Raw genomic sequence first — 18,853 nt, 5'->3', positions numbered from 1 at the left:
CAACGAGGACATGGACGCAATGGACAGCAACCTGGACACGCTTGCCATCTACACGATGTTCGCCGGACATCCGGCGCAGATCGTCCGCTGGTGCAACTACCATCTGAGCCACGGCGCGGCGCGGCTCTATGTGCTGCTGGACCGCCCGGATACGAGCCTGACGGACGCGCTGCCCGAGGATCCGCGGATCCGCTGGCTGCCGGTGGGGCAGGAGGATTGGGTCGGCGGATACGGTCAGCGCAACCTGAACGTGGAGCGCAAGCAGACCGACGGGTTCCGCTGGGCCGCGCGGCTGGCGCGGGCCGACGGGTTCGACCATCTGGCCTTCGTCGATGCCGACGAGCTGATCCAGCTGGCCGCGCCCTGGTCCGAGATCGCCGAGGCCGTGGGCGAGCAAACCCCTGCCGTCACCCTGCCGGTGCGCGAAATGTGGCGCGACGGGACCGAGTCGCTGGACGACCCGTTCGGCGCGCGGCTGGCGTTGCGCCCGACCGAGGACGAAGAGAAGATCGCCTGGCCCAAGCTGATGGGCTGGCGCAGCCAGTTGCTGCGACGCGGGTTGCTGGGGCACCGGACGGGCAAGGCGATCTACGCGCTGCCGCTCAGGGCCGGCGAGATGACGGTGCACGGGCCCAAGTCGGGCAATTTGCTGGACGGGGCGATGGCGCTGGACGACCAGGACGGCCGCATCCTGCATTACGACCATGGCAGCTTTTCGACCTGGCAGGCGAAATGGGCGCATCGCGCCGACGGCCGGGCCCTGGCCAGGGGTCTTCTGGCAAAGCGGCGGCTGCAACTGCACCTGTTCATCGCCGAGATGAGCAAGCCCGAGGCGGAACAGCGGGCCTTCTTCGCGGAGTTCTTCTCGCTGCCGGAGCCCACCATCGCCAAGCTGACGGAGGCGGGGCTGCTGGAAGAGGTGGATCTGGGGGGTGCGACCGAGGGTCCGCTGGCCCTGCCCGCCGCGGCCGACACGCTGGCACCCGTCGCCCCCACCGATCCGCGCGACCGGGTGGATTTCCAGTTCGCCTTCGTTACGGACGAGAACTTCGCCAGCGCGACCTTCGCGACGCAGCTCTCGGTGCTCTCCAAGATCGGGCATCTGGGGCGGACGCGGATGGTCGTCCTGGGCGACGGTCTGACCGAGACCTCGGTGGCCAAGTTCAAGACGCTGGAACTGGCGCAGGTCGATGTCGAGGTGATCTGCCAGGACATCACCGAGGACCTGGACCGCGACATCGGCCGCGGCGACCCCAAGCGTGCGACCTTCGGACGGATCTATCTGATTGATTATCTGCCACGCCAGCGGACGATCTATCTGGACGGCGACATCCTGGCCACGCGCGACTTCTCGGAACTGTTCACGATGGACTTGCAGGGCGCCTGCCTGGCCGGCGTGCCCGACAGCGCCGCGCTGCGCGCGATCCACGACCCCGACACCGTCCCGCCGGAACAGTCCACGCGCCTGCAGGGCATCACCCATGGGTCGGGTGGGCTTGAGCAGTATATCAACGGCGGCGTCTTGATCATGGATCTGGACAACCCCGATTATCACCGCATGGCGCTGGAGGCGCGCAGCATGGTGATGAACTTCGCCTCCGCGCTCAAGCAGCGCGACCAGGACGCAATGAACATCGCCTTCGCCGGCCGCAAGATGCTGCTGTCGAGCAAGTACAACTACATGACGCAGTACTACCTGTCGGACCGGTGCATCGCCGACCCCCTGCGCGTCCGCAAATACGCCGAGGTCGACGCCAGCCTGATCCACTATTCCGGCAAGCGGAAACCCTGGGTCGAGGCGGAGCCGGAATTCTACAACGGCCTCTACCGCAAGATGGTGATCGAGGCAGAGCGGCAGATGGGCCTGAGCTGCGACTTCTACTTCTCCGCCCGCCCCGAGTTTCGCGCCGGATCCGTCGGCCGGCGGCGCATGGCCAAGCTGCTGCGTGCGGGGTCGCAATCGGGCCCCGGGCGGCGGGCGGACACCGCGCTCGAGATTCTCGACCTGGCCGGCGACGGCTTCTACCTGCACGTGCCCGAGCCGCTGCTGCCGCGCGCGGACGGGCCGCGACGCTGGCTGGTCGCGCGGTCCGGGGGGCGGGTGCTGTTCCAGGTCGATCTGGCCGGCATCCGGCATCCGTTCGTTCCGCTGCTGGTGCCCACGCAGCGGGCGGTCTACTTCCTGCCCTTCGATCTGAACGAGGTCCTGGACGACGAGGGCGGGCGGGTCCGCGACGTCGAGATCACGCTGGAGCCCGAAGGCGCGAACGAGGGCGGCGAGAGCTTCGTCCGCCACGTCTCCTCGCATGTCATGATCGCGTCGGACGAGGATCAGGAGGTGGCCCTGGCCCGGTCGCAGTTCGACGGCGTCATCGACGGCTTGTCGGACGGGCATCTGTCGGGCTGGGCCCGGTCCGGCGACCACCGCGACGTGCCGCTGAGCCTGCATGTGGCCGGCAAGTTCGCGGGCCGCTTCCTGCCCTGCCATCCGCGCCCGGACCTGCCGGAGAATGGGCCCGGCTTCCGCGTTCCCGTCGGGCCGCTTCTGGACTTCGCCTCGGCCCCCAGTCCGGTCGATTTGGCGGTGAAGATCGCAGGGACCAACCTGTCGCTCCGTCGCGGACCGCTGCGGGTGACCTGGGCCGGTCGCTATGGATGGGACGCCGATCGCGAGGTCTGGATCGGCCGGCGCTGACGCGCGAATCACCTGGCAGGTGTCTCGAATGCGCTGAGCGGCGTTTCGCCAGTGCCCCCATGCGGGGGTAGGCACAAGATGTAGGTTGGAATCGGCGAAAGCGCCGCCGATCCGGGCTCCGCGCTTGTCAGGTGACCCAAGGTAAGGTAGCCTGAGACATATTTTATTGTTTTTGCGTAACTATTTCGAGGGCTGGGGGGTCATGAGTACGTTTGGTTCGCCATCGCGCGTCAGCGATGGGCGGGCGGCGATCGCACGCCGTCTTACCTTGGCGGCGGGGGCCGCCGTCGCGCATATCGGGTATTTCGACTGGGTGAACCAGCGATATGCGGAATCCTGGGTGGGGTATGGCGACGATCATGCCTCGCCCGAGGACGACGAGGTCACCCGCATGCTGACGCGCGCCATTCGCGGCGCGCTTCCCAAGATCGACCTGAGCCTGCGGCGCCGGGGGGCCGGCATGCGCGGGTCGGAGGCGGTGGCCTGGATCCGATCGAAAAAGACGCTGATCGGCATCGGCGAGCGGGTCGGCCCCCTGGTCGCCGTCGCCGCCTTCGTCAGCGACCGGCCCGAACTGGTGAAATCCGCCGAATGCGAACCGCTGCTCGAAATCGGGCTGTCCTATTCGGTCCAGATCCTTCGCGAGGACATGGCCAATCGGCGCAAGACCCAAGACCGCATCACCGATTCCATCCTGCGGTCGCTGTCACTCAGCTTCATGGTCGTCGATGCGCAGGGAACCGTCGATTATCAGAACAACCTGGCCGATGGCTGGCTGGCCGAGCGGTGCCAGCTGGCGATTTCCGGCGGCCGCCTGTCCGGGCAGTCCAAGCATGTCCAGCAGATGCTACAGGTCGCCATCGTCGGCGCGACGGCGGATACGGCGCGCACCTCGATCCTGCAACTCGACGCGGATGGCGGGGTGCCGCAGACGGTGGTGGTGTTGCCGATCGAGACATTGCCCCGCCGCGCGCTGCTGGTCTTCGGACAGGAAACCGCGGATGCCGCGCTGCGCGACCTGCTGCTGGAAACCTTCGGCCTGACGCTGGCGGAGCGGCGCCTGGCGCGCCACCTGCTGGCGGGCAAGTCGCTGGCCGATGCGGCCGAGGCCACCAGCCTGAAGATCTCGACCGCGCGCAGCTATCTCAAGCGCATCTTTGCCAAGACGGGAATCAACCGGCAGAGCCAGCTCATCTCGCTCTATCACTCGCTGATGCCGCCGGTGAAGATGGTGACTGCGATGGAGACCCCGGAGGAGGCGCGTCTGCCGGCGGCGGAGTAGTCGCCCCGGTGCCCTTGTCGGCACGCCGCCGGTCGATCGTGTCATAGGCCAGCGGCGGGTCGACCATCAGGACGAGGAGGTCGCCGGGCGCGGCCTCGTCGAAAAGCGCGTCGCAACCGGCGACATGGTCGCGTGCCAGCGTCACCTGTCCTTCGCGCGCGCCTGCCTCTTTCAACATCCGGCCCGCGGTGCTCAGCATCTCCCCGACCGGATCCTCGCCGGTATAGCGCCCGAACTTACGGATCATGTCGATATCCGGCATCATCGTGATGCGGTCGAAACAGCGCACCAGGTAGGCGGCCGTATCGCCGATCTTGTCGGGACCGCTATTGCCCAGGATGCGGACGCCCGCATGGCGTCGCCCCGCGACCGGCATGTCGCGTACGAAGGACGTGAGCTGCGCGACCCCCTCGACCGAATGGGCGTAGTCGACCAGCACGTCGAAGGGAAACCCCTCGATCTGGTTGTAGCGGCCGGGGTTCATCTCGCGGCTGCTGCGGAAGCTTGACAGCCCTTCGCGGATGGCGCGGGCGGGCAGGTTCTGGGCGTCGGCCAACGCGGCCGCGAACATGGCGTTGCGGATGTTGACCTCCAGCCGGCCGCCCATCGTGGCGGGGATGTCCTCGACCGCCAGGACGGGCACGCGTCGCGCGCCGCGCGCCATCGTGATCCAGTCGCGCCCGTCTTGCGGAGCGACGAAGACGCCGTCGCCGCCGGCGGCCAGATGCGCGGCCAGTGTCGGGCCCTCCGCGTCCATCGCCACCAGGATCTGCCGGGGCGCGGCGGCTTTGGCGGCGATGCGGCGGCACTGATCGTCCTCGGCATTGATCACGATGGCGTCGCGCGCGCGCAGCAGCAATTCCCCCTTTAGGTCGGCCATCTCCTCGCGGGTCTCGATCCCGTCCTGGCCCAGATGCTCGGACTGCACGTTGGTCAGCGCGGCGACGTCATAGCGGTCGCAGGCATGGCCGTAGGTCAACAGACCTTTGCGCGGCATCTCCAGCACGGCGGCCTCGACCGCGGGATCGTTGAACAGAAGGATCGCGCCGGGCACGCCAGTCAGGTTGCGCATGTCCACCCGGTCGTCGCCGACCCAGGTGCCGGCGGTGCCGTTGACCCCGGCCACGCGTCCCGTGCATTGCCAGATCCGGTGCAGCATCATCGCGGTCGTGGTCTTGCCCTTGGACCCGGTCACGGCGGCGGTCGGGATCCGGGCCGGGGCGCCGTCCAGGACCGCGTCGAGGATCGCGCCGGTCACGTCCCGGTCGGGCGTGGCGATCCAATGGGGGCGCAGGCCCGGCTGGCTGTTGACCTCGCAGATGGCGCCGCCGACCTCGCGGTAGGAGCGCGAGATATCGGGGCTGAGGAAATCGACGCCGGCCACATCCAGACCGATCAGCCGCGCGGCGCGCAGCGCAATCATCGCGTTGTCGGGATGGACGCGGTCGACGACGTCCTCGGCGGTGCCGCCGGTGCTGATATTGGGCGTGCGGCGCAGGGCAACGAACCGCCCCGCCTCAGGCACGTCATCAGGCGTCAGCCCCGCGGCGGCGAGGTGGTCGCGCGCTTCGTCGTCCATCTCGATCCGCATCGACAGGCTGTCCTTGTCGGTGCCGCGCCGCGGGTCGGCGTTCACCCGGTCGAGAAGTTCGGTCACGCTGGCGCGCCCGTCGCCGGTCACGCCGCCGGGCAGGCGGCGGGCAACCGCGACGACGCGGTTGTTCGCGATCAGGAAACGGTGGTCGTCGCCGGGCACCTGCGCCTCGACCAGCACGCCATGGCCGTCCAGTGCGGCGACTTGGGCGAAAGCCGTGTCGAGCGCGGCCTCGTCTTCGATATCCAGGTGGATGCCGCGGCCCTGGTCCAGGCCCGCCGGCTTGACGACGACGGGCCAGCCGACGGTGGCGGCGAACCTGCGCGCGGCATCGGCATCGGTGGCGAGGTGCTGCTGCGGGACCGGCAGGCCGCCGCGATCCAGGCGCATGGTGCAGACCGCCTTGGCGCGGGCCAGCTGTTCGCCGATCGAGGGGGACCTGTCGGTGAAGGTACTCTTGAACTGGCGGGCGCGGGCGCCCCAGCCGACCTGCAGGACGCCGCCGTTCAGGATGGCGAGCGGCATGCCGCGCCGGGCGGCCGACACGCCGATCCGCGTTCCCGCCGGCGTCAGCCCCCCGGTACGGGCGCGGGCCAGCACCCGACGGGTCTCGTCTAGCGCCTGCGCCGCATCGCCCGCGGGATCCAGATGCGCGTTCAGCAGGTCGAGCGCCAGCTTGAGCGCGGCCCGCGACAGGGCACGCATGTGCCAGGGCAGGGCGATGCGGATCATGTCGTTGTCGCCGCCCACGATCTGTGCCGGCCCCACGGGGCAGCCTGCCAGGATCTGCAGCGCGACCGGCAGGCCTGCCGACAGGTCGCGGATCGCATCGCCGCCGCGCCCCCCGATCAGGCAGCCCGCCAACCAGTCGCCGGGCAGGTAGCCGGAAATGGGATCGGGCGGAAACAGCGCATCGCCCCCGGTGGGGGCAGCCATGTCTGCCAGACGGCCCGGGTCGGCCCCGGACAGCCCCTCGATCTGGACGCGCGCGGTGCGGCCGTTCAGTCCGAACAGCACCCCGTCATGGTGCTGGAGAGATGTGACACGCAGCATTTCGCCCTCCTGTTTCCGGCGACGGTACACCCTGTTTCGGTCATCAAAACGGCAGAGTTTCGCCCAGCCCTCGCGTGATCGTGCCGGAAATCGACGGCGCGCGCGCGCGGAATTGCGACGACGGGGCCTTGGCCCCAACTGATGCGCGCCAAGAACAAGGGACTGTTGGACACATGACACAGGCGAGTGACTTCGAACGCCAGATGCTGGCGCTTATCAACCAGGAGCGGACATCGCGGGGGCTCGATCCGCTGCAGCTGGAGCTGCGACTGAACGAATCGGCCGAGCGGCACAGCGAATGGATGCTGGCGACGGACACGTTCTCGCATACGGGCGCGGGCGGATCGTCGTCGAACACGCGGATGCGGCAGGCCGATTTCGACTTTTCCGGCAGCTGGTCCTCGGGCGAGAACATCGCCGTACAGAGCGAGCGCGGCGCGTCGGGCATCTCGGACGACGTGGTCGACCTGCACGAGGCGTTGATGAACAGCCCGGGGCACCGGGCCAACATCCTCAAATCCGGCTACGACTATGTCGGCATCGGGATCGAGCGCGGAAACTACAACGGCTGGGACGCCGTGATCGTGACGCAGAATTTCGCCTCGACATCGGGGCAGGTGCGGATCGACGGCGGCTCCGGCGGGTCCGGGACGCAGACGCCGCCGGAAGACCTCACGCCGCAGGTCATCAGCGGCACCGGCTCGGGCGAGGACCTGCGCGGCACGATGTCCGATGACGTCATGCGCGGCGAGGGTGGCGCCGACCGCCTGTTCGGGCGTGCGGGCGACGACCGGCTGGAAGGCGGATCGGGCAATGACCGGCTGACGGGCGGGTCGGGCCAGGACACGCTTTCGGGCGGATCCGGAAATGATTGCGTCGACTACAAGTCGGCCGACGGCGTCCGGGTCGATCTGAAATACGCGCAGAACAACACCGGCGACGCGCGCGGCGACAGCTTCATCTCGATCGAGTGGCTCGGCGGGTCGCGCAAGGACGACGATCTTCGCGGCAACGATGGCGACAACCGCATCTGGGGCGCGCGGGGCGATGACGAGATCCAGGGCCGCGGCGGCGACGACAAGCTGGTCGGCGGCGGCGGAAACGACACGCTGATCGGCCAGGACGGCGAAGATCGCCTCAAGGGTGGCGGCGGCGCGGATACCTTCGTCTTTCACGAGAACGGCGACCGCGACGTGGTTCTGGATTTCCGCAACAATGTCGATGTGCTCGACTTCCGTGACTTCGATGCCAACAGCGTCGGTGCCCTGATGAACGACGCGACGGAGCGCAATGGCGACGTGGTGTTCGATTTCGGCGGCGGCGATCGGGTCGTCATTCAGGACGCCACCATTGCGCAGGTTCAGGACGACATCCTGATCTGACCCAGACGAAGACACCGCCCCCAAGGGGGCGGTGTCGGATTTCGTGGTGCGGACCGCCGCCGATGCTGCGGTCCGCGATCCCATGTTGTGATCAGCTCAGATCGTTGTCGTCGTGGTCGAACTCCGACAGGTAGCTGCCGACGAGCGAGTCACCGCTGACGGAGACGTTGCCGTCGCCATCGACATACTGTTGGGCCAGCTCCAGTTCGGTGGTGCTGATGGTGGTGTTGCCGATATCTTCGTCGTCCAGGTCCTTGTCGACCTCGGGGACGAAGATCCGGTCACCCTGCCAACCGACCTGAGCGTCGTCGACGTCACAGTCGAAGTCGTCGATGCACTTGTCTTCGATGTAGACGACACCTTTGCCATCGCCGTCCTCGCCGACCTGAAGCAGGAACTTCATCAGGTCGTCCTCGTCGAAGAACGGATCGTCCGGGTCGATGCCTTCCAGCTCGGACACCAGGCCGGTCACGGTGATGGTGCCGGACGGGGTGGTGATGATGACGTCGTCACCATTGATCGCCGCCGTCAGGTTGCCCGTGTTGGTCACCCGGCCGTCGTCGTCGAACTCGACGTCGCCGGCGATCGCCGAATGGATGACGATGCGGTCTTCCTGGTCGTCGTCGAAGTCGGTGATGGTGTCGTCGCCGATGTCCTCGAAGTTGAACTCGTCGCACTCACCGTCATCGTCGGTGTCGACGCCGTAGCCGAACACGAAGTCGTCGCCATCCGCGCCGCCGGTCAACTCGTCGTCGCCTTCGTCGCCGATGATGCAGTCATCGTGCTTGCCGCCGTCGAGCGTGTCGTCACCCTCGCCGCCGAGCAGGACATCGCGACCGCGACCGCCGTTCAGCTCGTCGTTGCCTTCATCGCCGAAAAGCGAGTCATTGCCCGAGTCACCGTTCAGCAGGTCGTCGTCCATCCCGCCGGACAGGGCATCGTCGCCCGAACCGCCGTTCAGCTCGTCGTCACCGCCATTGCCTTCCGCGCAGTCATCGCCGGACCCGCCGTTCAGGGTGTCGTTGCCCTGATCGCCGCGCATCGCGTCATCGTCGGCACCACCGCTGACAACATCGTCGCCGGTGCCGCCGCTGAGGTGATCCTCGCCCGAACCGCCGTTGATGACGTCCTTGCCGCTGTCACCGTTGATGGTGTCATCGCCCGAGTCGCCGTTCAACAGGTCGTTGCCCGAGTTGCCGCGGATCTGGTCGTTGTCCTCGCCACCGTGGACGGTGTCGTTGCCCGATCCACCGCTGATGAGGTCGGCGGCGTTGTCCTGCGCGGGCTGGCCGTCGGCATTGTCACCCCAGATCAGGTCGTTGCCGCCGTCACCGTTGATGCAATCCTCGTTGTCGTTGCCTTCGATGATGTCATCACCCTCGCCGCCGGAGATACGGTCATCGCCTCCGCCGCCCTGGATGTTGTCTTCACCTTCGCCACCGTAGAGGAGGTCGTCGCCGCGCTGACCGACCAGAAGATCATCGCCCGTACCGCCGAACAGCGTATCGTCGCCGTTCCAGCCGCGCAGATGGTCATCGCCCGATCCGCCAAAGGCCAGGTCGTCGCCCTTGCCCATGTTCATGTAGTCCATGCCGGCGTTGCCCGCGGCGAAGTCGCCGTGCTTGCCGCCGTAGATCGAGTCGTCACCCATGCCGCCGGAGATGGAATCCTCTCCATGGCCGCCGCGGATGAAGTCGTTGCCTTCCTGGCCGAACAGGCAGTCGTCGCCGCTCTGGCCGCGGATGTCGTCGTTGCCGTTGCCGCCGAGCAGCACGTCATCGCCGTCACCGCCACGGATCTTGTCGTTGCCCGAGCCGCCGATGGCGAGATCGTCGCCGTCGTTGCCGTTGATGTCGTCCTTGCCGCCCTGGCCGACGATCACGTCATCGCCGTCGCCGCCGGAGAGGCAGTCATCACCCTGGTCGACATCGTCATCCTCGTCGCCCAGCAGCGCGTCGTTTCCGTCGCCGCCCGACAGCCAGTCATCGTTTCCGTCACCGCGCAGGAAATCATCCCCGCCGTTGCCGTAGATGACGTTGACGTTGTCGTTGCCCTTGATGTGATCGTCACCACCAAGGCCCTTACCCTTGTTGATGCCGGTCAGGTCCTCGAAGTCACCGTTGTCCGAACCGGGCGTACCGCCGATCCACTGACCGCTGACCGAGTTCCACATTGATTGCCAATTGTTAGCCATGTGTCTTCCCCCAAAAAATTTGGTATCTGAAAAAGGCCCCCCCACCCGGGGACCGGGCGGAATGACGTAAAGTCAGGATCGGCAAACTGTCGCCGCATCCACGCCACAATCATCCCTACCTGACGTTTGGGCAGCTACTCCCATTTGGGGGCAATCGACCCGGATAATTCGGTGTCCGGGGAAACAGTTTGTCCTGTCCGATCCCGCCGGATCACGGTCGCAAAAACCGTGTCGACCGGATCAAATACGTCGCTAACATGTTGATATTATGACGTTGTAATTACCTGCCCGCAGAGGTGGCCGTCACCATTTGTGCAACGGTGTGTTTCGAGTCGGAAACAAGAAGCTGTGGAATTCCCCACCCCGCGGATTCGCCGGCGAAGGCGAGTCAACTGTCGCGGAAGGCCTTTTGGAAATAGCCGGCCAGCGGGCTCAGGAGATAGGCCAGCGGCGAGCGATCTTCGGTCCGGATGAAGGCGTCGACCGGCATGCCGGGGACCAGCGTCCGCCCCTCAGGCAGCTTGGTCAGCTCCTCCTCGGGCAGCTGGATCTCGACACGGTAGAAGGACGTGCCGTTCTGATCGTCGACGAAGGCGTCCGGCGAGACCTGCGTGACCGAGCCGAACAGATCGGGCGTGCTGCGCATGTCGAAGGCCGAAAACCGCAGCACCACTTCCTGGCCGACATAGACCTCGTCCACGTTGATCGGATCGACGCGGGATTCGATGATCAGGGGGCGGTCCTGCGGCACCAGGTAGAGCACCGTCTGCGCCGGCTGGATCACCGAGCGGCGGCCGAACACCTGGAGGTCGTAGACGACGCCCGACACCGGCGCCCGGATCTCCAGGCGGTCGAGCTGCTTGGCCAGCGCGCGCTGCCGCTCAGCGAACTCCATTTCCGTGGCTTCCAGGTCGCGCAGGCGGGTGATCGATTCCTCGCGGCGCTGGGTGAACAGCCGAAGCTCCTCGATCTCCAGCTCGGCGATCCGCTCCATCGCCTGCGCGCGCTGCGAGACGAGATCGCCCAGCGCACCGGCCAGCCGTGCCTCCTCGCGTTGCAGGTTCAGAAGGCGCGACGCTTGGGTCAGCCCGCGTTCCAGCAGGATCTCCTGGTTCGAGGTCTCGTCGCCGATCAGTTCCTGCTGGCGTTCCAGCGCGACCATCTGCGCGTCGATCCCGTCGACCTGGTTGTCCAGTTGCAGGCGCTGGTTGCGCAGTTGCTCCACGGCCCGGGCGAGCGAATCGCGCCGGGCCTCGAACAGGCGGGTCTGACCGTCCACGATAGCCGCGACCGATGGCTGGCTCTCGGCCGCCTCCAGAAGGTCCGCGTCGAAGGTTATGGTCTCGAGGTCGTCGCGCTCGGCCTCCATTCGGCCGCGCCTTGCGGCCATCTCGCGGAGCTGGCCTTCGACGATCGTCAGTTCGGATTGCAGCAGCGACAGGTCCAGCCGGGCCAGCACGTCGCCCTCGGCCACGCGGTCGCCCTCCTCGACCAGGATCTCCTCGACCACGCCGCCGTCGGGGTGCTGGACGACCTGCCGGTTGCGGTCGACGACGATCCGGCCGGGCGCCACCACGGCGCCCGCGATCTGCGCCATGACGCCCCAGCCGCCGAAGCCGCCCAGCAGAAGGGCGATCGTCAGGAACCCGACGATCAGGGGGCTGCGTGAACGCAGGAAGCGGTTCTCGGGTTTGCTCATGTCACGCCCGTCGGCTTGTTCGACGCCTTCTTGAGCTTGTCGTAGTTCACCACGACCTCGGGCAGGACCTTCTCGCGCGGGCCCCAGGCCTTGCGCGCGCCGTCCTCCAGCATCAGGATCATCTCGCATTCCTTGATGGCGGCGGGGCGGTGGGCCATGATCAGGACCGCACCCTTGTTGGCCTTCATCTGCCGGATCGCGTTGTTGAGCGCGTTCGTCCCCTCATTGTCGAGGTTGGAGTTCGGCTCGTCCAGCACCAGGATCGACGGATCGTCGTAGAGTGCGCGGGCCAGGCCGATCCGCTGGATCTGGCCGCCCGAAAGCTGCGCGCCGGCGATGCTGACCGGCGTGTCATAGCCTTTGGGCAGCTTCAGGATCATCTTGTGGGCGGCCGCCTTGGTCGCCGCGGCCACGACCTTGGCATCGTCCGGCGTCGAGCTGAGGCGCGCGATGTTCTCGGCGATCGTCCCCTCGAAGAGCTGCACGCGCTGCGGCAGGTAGCCGACATATTGCGCCAGCCGTTCGGGGTCGTACTGGTCGAGCGTCGCGGAATCGAGGCGGATCTTGCCGCCGGCGGGGCGCCAGACCCCGGTCAACGCCCGCGCCAGGGTCGACTTGCCCGAGCCCGAAGGCCCGATCACGCCGACGGCCTGGCCCGGTTTCACGTCGAACGAGATCAGGCGCAGCGAAGCCTGGCGCGCGCCCGGTGGAATCACCGTCAGTTGCTGCACGTCCAGCCGGGCGGCCGGGCGGGGCAGGGCGACGGGGCTCTTCTCGGGGCGCACCTCGGCCAGCAGTTCGACCAGGTTGTCGTGGCCGCGCTTGGCGCGCTGCACCACTGACCACTGGCCCACGACCAGATCGACCGGCGCCAGCGCGCGGCCCAGCAGGATCGACGAGGCGATCATCACACCGGGCGTCACCGCGCCTTGCAGCACCAGATAGGCGCCGAGGCCCAGCATCGCCGATTGCAGGAACAGCCGGAACGTCTTGGACGCGGTCGAGAAGCTGCGCCCGACATCGCTGGCATGCATGCCCTGCTCCAGCGACCGGGCGCGGGCACGGTGCCATTTCTCGAAGGCATTGCCCTGCATGCCCAGGCTGCGGATGGTCTCGGCCTCGCCCTGCAGATGCTCGGCATAGCGGTCGGAGCGCTGCGCCGCCGCCGCCGCCTTGACGGCCGAGGTGCGTGTCAGGATCTGGTTCAGCACCGTCATCACGATCAGGATGCTGCCGCCCACGATGGCAAGGCCGCCCAGCCACGGATGGAAGATCGAGATCCCGATGAGGAAGACGGGCGTCCATGGGATGTCGAACAGCGCCATGAACACGGGTGACGAGAAGAAGCGCTGCATCGCCTCAAGGTCGCGCAGCTCGTTGCCGGATTTCATGCTGTCCATATCGGCGTTCGGGTCGTCCTGCGCGGTCGAGGCGCGTTTCAGCATCGCCGCGAAGACGCGACGGTCGAGGCTGGCCTGGAACTTCGCGCCCATCCGCGTCAGCAGCCGGGCCCGCGCCCAGTCGATCACACCCATGGCCAGGAACAGGAACCCCATCAGGACGAACAGCGCGACCAGCGTCTCTTCGGACCGGCTGCCCAGCACACGGTCGTAGACCTGCAGCATGAAAAGCGGCCCGGTCAGCATCAGCAGGTTGACGAAGATGCTGAAGAACCCGGCCGTCCAGAGAAGCGCGCGCCCTTCGCGTCGGGCCTCTCGTATCTCCGCCAGGCCGGGAAGCAGGTCGGTCTTGTTCATCGCTACGCTCCGGACCCGTCGGTCGGTCATCGGGTCTTACAGTTCGGACGGCTGCCCGAGGAAAATGACTTCGCTACAATCGTTCGAAAAATGAACCTTACCCGAGGTTAGCCAAAGCTTTGAAACCCGTCACGCCTTCTTTTCGTCCCAACCATGGGTGCGGCCTGGGGCGTGACCGGGAATCCTCGGGATTCAGCGGTTTGCAGGGGCGGGCGGTATGGAGTTCCTTACCCGGGCACGGGGGGATTCTCCGTTCCGTCAATTGGCGGCGTCTCGGGGCGGGCGACAGTGCGCGCCCGGGCAAGGGCACTGTTCCGCGACCCGGGATGCGTCCGGGGCCCGACGCGGCGAATCAGGGTGCGGGTCGGCGCGGCAGGCGCGACAGCTGCACTGCGAGGATGCCCAGCGTGACGACCGCCACCCCGATCGCGTCCAGCGGGCCCAGCCTTTCGCCCAGCAGGGCCCAGGCGATCACCACGCCGAAGAACGGGTTGAGGAAATGGAACGTCGCCGCCGGCGTCGCGCCGATGCGCGCGACCAGCAGGAACCAGATGAAGGTGGCGGCCAGTCCCGGCACCAGCGTCGTGTAGGCGAAGGCCCCGATCAGGAGCGGCGTCCAGGTCACGTCCCATGTCTCCGCCATCAGGCCAAAAGGCAGGAGCGCGGCGGCGCCCACCAGCATCTGCAGGCCCACGACCATCATCAGGTTGCCGCCGCCCGATGCGCCGCGGACCGACAGCGTCGCCAGCATCAGCGCGATCACCGCCACCACGCATAGGGCGATGCCCCATGCGTCGGCGCCGCCCTGCAGGCGCGTTCCCATGATCAGCGCGACCCCGCCCGTGCCCGCCAGAAGGCCCGCCACGCCCAGGAACCGGGTGCGCTCCGAGAACAGGATCCAGTTCGCCAGCGCGACCAGCAGCGGCAGCGCCGAGGCGATGATCGCGGCCAGCGACGCCTCGATCCACTGCATCGCGACGAAGTTCAGGCCCAGATAGAGCGCGTTCTGGCACAGGCCGAAGACGATCACCGCGCGCCACTGGCCCCGGGTCAGGCGCAGACGCTGTCCGAGCGCGTAGGCGATGGCGATCCCGAGCACGCCCGAGATCGCGAAGCGCAGCGACAGCGACAGGATCGGCGGCGCCTCGGCCACGATGATACGCGCCGAGGTGAAGGCCGAGGACCACATCAGTGCGAAGGTCAGGCCGTACAGGATTGCGCGGGCGTCCATTATGTCCTTCGCGGATGGCGGGCGCGCCGACCCTGGCTGGTTTCGCGCCGGGGGCAAGGCGTGGGGGGGCGGATCGCGACGGGCGCCGAACGAAAAAGGACCGCCTCGCGGCGGCCCTTCGTCATTCGGTCCCGTGCCGGACCCGGGGTTCCGCGATCAGGAGTTGACGGAATCCTTGAGCGCCTTGGCGATGGTCATCTTGACCACCTTGTCGGCGTCTTTCTTGAACTGCTCGCCGGTGGCGGGGTTGCGAACCATCCGCTCGGGCCGCTCGCGGCACATGATCTTGCCGACACCGGGCAGGGTCACGGCACCGCCGTTGGAGACCTCCTCGGTGATGATGCCGGTGATGGCGTCGAGCGCGGACGTCGCGGTCTTCTTGTCGGTGTCCATCTTCTCGGCAAGCGCGGCGACCAGCTGCGTCTTCGTCATCGGTTTGTTGGCCATCTTGTATTCTCCCTCCCCGGGGATTGGTTGCGTTTGAAGGACCTTAGACCACTAGATCACGGGGTCACAAGAATGTGTGCGCCGTATTTCATAGGTTTCGCGCGGTTTTGCCACTACAGGAAGGCGGTTTCCTCGAAACTGCGCAGCTTGCGGCTGTGCAGACGCTCTAGCGGCATCTCGCGCAGGGATTCCATCGCCCTGATGCCGATCAGAAGATGCCGGCTCACCTGCGACTTGTAGAAGGCCGAGGCCATGCCGGGAAGTTTCAACTCGCCATGCAGCGGCTTGTCGCTGACGCAGAGCAGCGTGCCGTAGGGAACGCGGAACCGGAATCCGTTCGCGGCGATCGTGGCGCTTTCCATGTCGAGCGCGATCGCGCGCGACTGGCTGAGGCGCTGAACGGGCCCGGCCTGTTCGCGCAATTCCCAGTTGCGGTTGTCGATCGTGGCCACCGTGCCCGTGCGCATGATCCGCTTGAGTTCGTAGCCCTCGAGCGCGGTCACCCGCTCCACCGCGTCCTCCAGCGCGACCTGCACCTCGGCCAGCGCCGGGATCGGCACCCAGATCGGCAGGTCGTCGTCGAGGACGTGATCCTCGCGCAGGTATCCGTGCGCCAGAACGAAATCGCCCAGCGACTGTGAGTTGCGCAGGCCCGCGCAATGCCCGACCATCAGCCAGACATGCGGGCGCAGGACGGCGATATGGTCGGTCGCGGTCTTGGCGTTCGACGGACCCACGCCGATATTGACCAGCGTGATGCCCTGCCCGTTCGCCCGCGTCAGGTGATAGGTCGGCATCTGCGGCATCTTGGGCGGGTCGACCATCGGCGCGTCGGGGTCGTCGGGCGTCACCCGCTGGCCCATCGGTCCGACCATCTCGGCATAGCCCGAGGCCGGGTCGCGCAGTGCCTCGCGTCCATAGGCCACGAACTCGTCGACATAGAACTGGTAGTTGGTGAACAGGACGTGGTTCTGGAAATCCGCCGGATCGGTCGCGGTGTAATGCGACAGCCGCGCCAGCGAATAGTCGACCCGCTGCGCGGTGAACGGGGCCAGCGGCCGGGCGCCGTCCTCGAAGGTGAAGCCAACGCCGTTGACGATGGCGTCGTTCGTCGTGTTCAGGTCGGGCACGTCGAATACGTCGCGCATCAGGAAGGGCAGGACACCGTCCTGCGGCACCTCCAGCGCGGCATCGTTCAGCATGGCGAAGTGGATCGGGATCGGGGTGCGCGACTGCCCGATGCTGACCGGGACGTCATGCGATCGCATCAGCAATTCAACCTGCTGCGTCAGATAGGCGGCGAACAGGTCCGGCCGGGTGATGGTCGCGGCGTAATGGCCCGGCTCCGCCACGTGGCCGAAGGAGAGCCGGCTGTCGGCGCGCCCGTAGCTGGTCGTGACGATGCGTATCTCGGGATAGTAGGCGCGATAGCGGCAGGTGGGCATCTCGCCCGACACGGCGTTCCGGAACCCCTCGCGAAGATAGGAGGTCGCCTCGTCATAGAGGCGGCGAAGCTCGGTCACGGCCGCGGCGGCGTCGTGGAACAGGCGCGGCTCGGCCGGGTCGGGGGAGCAGATGGGTGCGGTGTGAAGGGTCATGTCGTCTCGATGAGGTCGGTCAATTCGAATTTCGTGACATCCACCAGCCCGAGGTCGCTGATCCGGAGTTCGGGGATCACCACCAGGGCCAGCAGGGAATGCTGCATGTAGGCGTTGTTCAGGGTGCAGCCGGCGTCGCGCATGGCCTGCATCAGGGCCTCGGCCTTCGCCGCGACCTCGGCCGCCGGGCGGTCGGACATCAGGCCCGCGATCGGCAGCTCGACCAGCGCGCGTTCCGTGCCGTCCGACCAGAGCGTGACGCCGCCGCCGACCTCGGCCAGGCGGTTCGCGGCGCGGGCCATGTCGTCGCGCGACGTGCCGACGACGATCATGTGGTGGCTGTCATGCGCCACGGTCGACGCCATCGCCATCCGCCCGCCATAGCCGAAGCCCGCGACGAAGGCGTTGGTCACGCCGCCGGTGGCGCAGTGGCGTTCGACCAGCGCGATCTGGCAGGTATCGCCATCCCCCTCGACCCGGCCATCCCGGACGGGGAGCGTGCGCCGGAGTGCCTTGGTCGGCGCCTGGTTCTCGACCACGCCGATGACGCGGGCGGTGACGGCATCCGCGCCGTCCGGGGCGCGGATCGCGAAGTGATCGGCGGTCAGGTCGTGCTTCAGGTGGACGGTGTTCCGGGCGTCGTCGGGCCAGTCGAGATGCGGGCAGGTCGCGGTCAGCGCGCCGTCCTTTGCGACCCACCGGCCCAATGCCATGACCCGGTCCACCGGCAGGGTCCGAAGGTCGGAGGTCAGGATCAGGTCGGCGCGCCGACCGGGCGAGATGCTGCCCAACTCGCGTTCCAGCCCGAAATGCGCGGCCGTGTTGATCGTGCACATCTGAAGCGCCACCAGCGGATCGCAGCCGCATTCGACCGCGTGCCGATAGACGCGGTTCATGTGGCCGTCGTTCACCAACGTCCCGGCCATGCAATCGTCGGTGCACAGGATGAAGCCGCGCGGGTCGAGGCCCATCTCGGTCACGGCGGTGATCTGACTTTCGACGTCGTACCAGGCGCTGCCGAGCCGCATCATCGACCGCATGCCTTGACGCACGCGGGCAACGGCGTCGGCCTCGCAGGTGCCTTCGTGGTCGTCGGCAGGGCCGCCGGCGGCATAGGCATGGAAGGCGGGGCCCAGATCAGGGCTGGCATAGTGGCCGCCGATCGTCTTGCCGGCCTTCGCGGTCGCGGCCATCTCGGCCAGCATCTTGCCGTCGCCCGCGACCACGCCGGGAAAGTTCATCATCTCGCCCAGGCCGACGATGCCGGGCCATGCCATGGCCCCGGCCACGTCGTCGGGTCCGATCTCGTGGCCCGTCGTCTCTAGCCCCGGGGCCGAGGGCGCACAGGACGGCATCTGCACGAACATGGAACAGGGCTGCATCCGCGCCTCGTCATGCATCAGCCGCACGCCGGGCAGGCCCAGGACGTTCGCGATCTCATGCGGGTCGGTGAACATCGACGTCGTGCCGTGGGGCAGGACGGCGGCGCAGAACTCGGCCGGGGTCAGCATGCCGGATTCGACATGCATATGCGCGTCGCCGAGGCCGGGCACGACATGGGCGCCACCGGCTTCGATCACCTCGGTCCCCGGGCCGATGCAATGCGACGCATCCGGCCCGACATACGCAAAGCGGCCATGGGCGATGGCGATCTGCCAGTCCAGCACCTCGCGCGTTTGCACCAGCACGACGCGGCCGCCGCGAATGACGGTCTCGGCCGGCGCGCGACCGGCGGCAATGGCGATGAGGGAGGCGGCCGCATCGGGCCAGGAGGGAAGCGTCTCGGGCGTCATGGCAAAGGGTGTCACGGCCCGCGGCCGGGCGCAACCGGACGGCGGCGAAAGACGGGGGCCCGCCATTTGACAATCGATCAGGCCGCATGCGCCTAATCAGGTGCGAACGGAAACGGGGGCAACGCGTG

11 protein-coding genes are annotated in these 18,853 nt (G+C 67.4%); 3 read left to right on the top strand and 8 right to left on the bottom strand.

From position 1 onward, the window contains the following. The first annotated feature begins 19 nt into the window (after positions 1-19). Together MWU52_RS12670 and MWU52_RS12665 are read left to right on the top strand one after the other, a co-directional pair. Positions 20-2,695, top strand: coding sequence for a glycosyltransferase (locus tag MWU52_RS12670; protein WP_246952564.1), 2,676 nt, complete (start codon positions 20-22; stop codon positions 2,693-2,695). Between the two features lie 202 nt (positions 2,696-2,897). Further along, positions 2,898-3,977, top strand: a complete 1,080-nt coding sequence (locus MWU52_RS12665; protein ID WP_246952562.1) for a helix-turn-helix transcriptional regulator — start codon at positions 2,898-2,900, stop codon at positions 3,975-3,977. On the opposite strand, the gene MWU52_RS12660 is transcribed toward MWU52_RS12665, so the two are convergent. Then, positions 3,886-6,624, bottom strand: coding sequence for a Mur ligase family protein (locus tag MWU52_RS12660; RefSeq protein ID WP_246952560.1), 2,739 nt, complete (start codon positions 6,622-6,624; stop codon positions 3,886-3,888). The genes MWU52_RS12665 and MWU52_RS12660 overlap by 92 nt on opposite strands. Positions 6,625-6,797: 173 nt before the next feature. On the opposite strand from MWU52_RS12660, the gene MWU52_RS12655 reads away from it, so the two are divergent. After that, positions 6,798-8,006: a CAP domain-containing protein gene (locus MWU52_RS12655; protein WP_246952558.1), complete on the top strand. Its 1,209-nt coding sequence runs from the start codon at positions 6,798-6,800 to the stop codon at positions 8,004-8,006. 91 nt (positions 8,007-8,097) lie between these two features. On the opposite strand, the gene MWU52_RS12650 is transcribed toward MWU52_RS12655, so the two are convergent. The 7 genes from MWU52_RS12650 to MWU52_RS12620 all read right to left on the bottom strand — a co-directional run bounded on the left by MWU52_RS12650 (position 8,098) and on the right by MWU52_RS12620 (position 18,725). Continuing rightward, positions 8,098-10,245, bottom strand: coding sequence for a calcium-binding protein (locus MWU52_RS12650; RefSeq protein ID WP_246952556.1), 2,148 nt, complete (start codon positions 10,243-10,245; stop codon positions 8,098-8,100). Between the two features lie 343 nt (positions 10,246-10,588). Then, complete coding sequence (locus MWU52_RS12645; protein WP_246952554.1) at positions 10,589-11,899, bottom strand: HlyD family type I secretion periplasmic adaptor subunit; 1,311 nt, start codon at positions 11,897-11,899, stop codon at positions 10,589-10,591. Continuing rightward, positions 11,896-13,656: a type I secretion system permease/ATPase gene (locus MWU52_RS12640; protein WP_246952552.1), complete on the bottom strand. Its 1,761-nt coding sequence runs from the start codon at positions 13,654-13,656 to the stop codon at positions 11,896-11,898. The genes MWU52_RS12645 and MWU52_RS12640 overlap by 4 nt, the downstream gene beginning before the upstream one ends. Before the next feature lie 352 nt (positions 13,657-14,008). Continuing rightward, positions 14,009-14,887: a DMT family transporter gene (locus MWU52_RS12635; RefSeq protein ID WP_246952550.1), complete on the bottom strand. Its 879-nt coding sequence runs from the start codon at positions 14,885-14,887 to the stop codon at positions 14,009-14,011. A 156-nt stretch (positions 14,888-15,043) separates the two neighbouring features. Further along, positions 15,044-15,334: an HU family DNA-binding protein gene (locus MWU52_RS12630; RefSeq protein ID WP_246952548.1), complete on the bottom strand. Its 291-nt coding sequence runs from the start codon at positions 15,332-15,334 to the stop codon at positions 15,044-15,046. A gap of 113 nt (positions 15,335-15,447) precedes the next feature. Continuing rightward, the gene (locus MWU52_RS12625) at positions 15,448-16,932 is read right to left on the bottom strand and encodes an AMP nucleosidase (RefSeq protein WP_246952546.1); all 1,485 of its coding nucleotides are present in this window, start codon (positions 16,930-16,932) and stop codon (positions 15,448-15,450) included. Next, a complete protein-coding gene (locus MWU52_RS12620) occupies positions 16,929-18,725 on the bottom strand; it encodes an adenine deaminase (protein ID WP_246952900.1) in 1,797 nt (598 codons plus the stop codon). The genes MWU52_RS12625 and MWU52_RS12620 overlap by 4 nt, the downstream gene beginning before the upstream one ends. Positions 18,726-18,853 lie beyond the last annotated feature (128 nt).

Source organism: Jannaschia sp. S6380 (genome assembly GCF_023015695.1).
Taxonomy (GTDB): domain Bacteria; phylum Pseudomonadota; class Alphaproteobacteria; order Rhodobacterales; family Rhodobacteraceae; genus Jannaschia.
The sequence above is the reverse complement of the archived record's forward strand: the minus strand, read 5'-3'. Positions and strand labels throughout refer to the sequence as shown.

Coding starts and splice junctions, on each gene's coding strand:
- MWU52_RS12670 (WP_246952564.1), top strand. CDS start 20: ATGGACAGCAACCTGGACACGCTTGCCATCTACACGATGTTCGCCGGA.
- MWU52_RS12665 (WP_246952562.1), top strand. CDS start 2,898: ATGAGTACGTTTGGTTCGCCATCGCGCGTCAGCGATGGGCGGGCGGCG.
- MWU52_RS12660 (WP_246952560.1), bottom strand. CDS start 6,624: ATGCTGCGTGTCACATCTCTCCAGCACCATGACGGGGTGCTGTTCGGA.
- MWU52_RS12655 (WP_246952558.1), top strand. CDS start 6,798: ATGACACAGGCGAGTGACTTCGAACGCCAGATGCTGGCGCTTATCAAC.
- MWU52_RS12645 (WP_246952554.1), bottom strand. CDS start 11,899: ATGAGCAAACCCGAGAACCGCTTCCTGCGTTCACGCAGCCCCCTGATC.
- MWU52_RS12640 (WP_246952552.1), bottom strand. CDS start 13,656: ATGAACAAGACCGACCTGCTTCCCGGCCTGGCGGAGATACGAGAGGCC.
- MWU52_RS12635 (WP_246952550.1), bottom strand. CDS start 14,887: ATGGACGCCCGCGCAATCCTGTACGGCCTGACCTTCGCACTGATGTGG.
- MWU52_RS12630 (WP_246952548.1), bottom strand. CDS start 15,334: ATGGCCAACAAACCGATGACGAAGACGCAGCTGGTCGCCGCGCTTGCC.
- MWU52_RS12625 (WP_246952546.1), bottom strand. CDS start 16,932: ATGACCCTTCACACCGCACCCATCTGCTCCCCCGACCCGGCCGAGCCG.
- MWU52_RS12620 (WP_246952900.1), bottom strand. CDS start 18,725: ATGACGCCCGAGACGCTTCCCTCCTGGCCCGATGCGGCCGCCTCCCTC.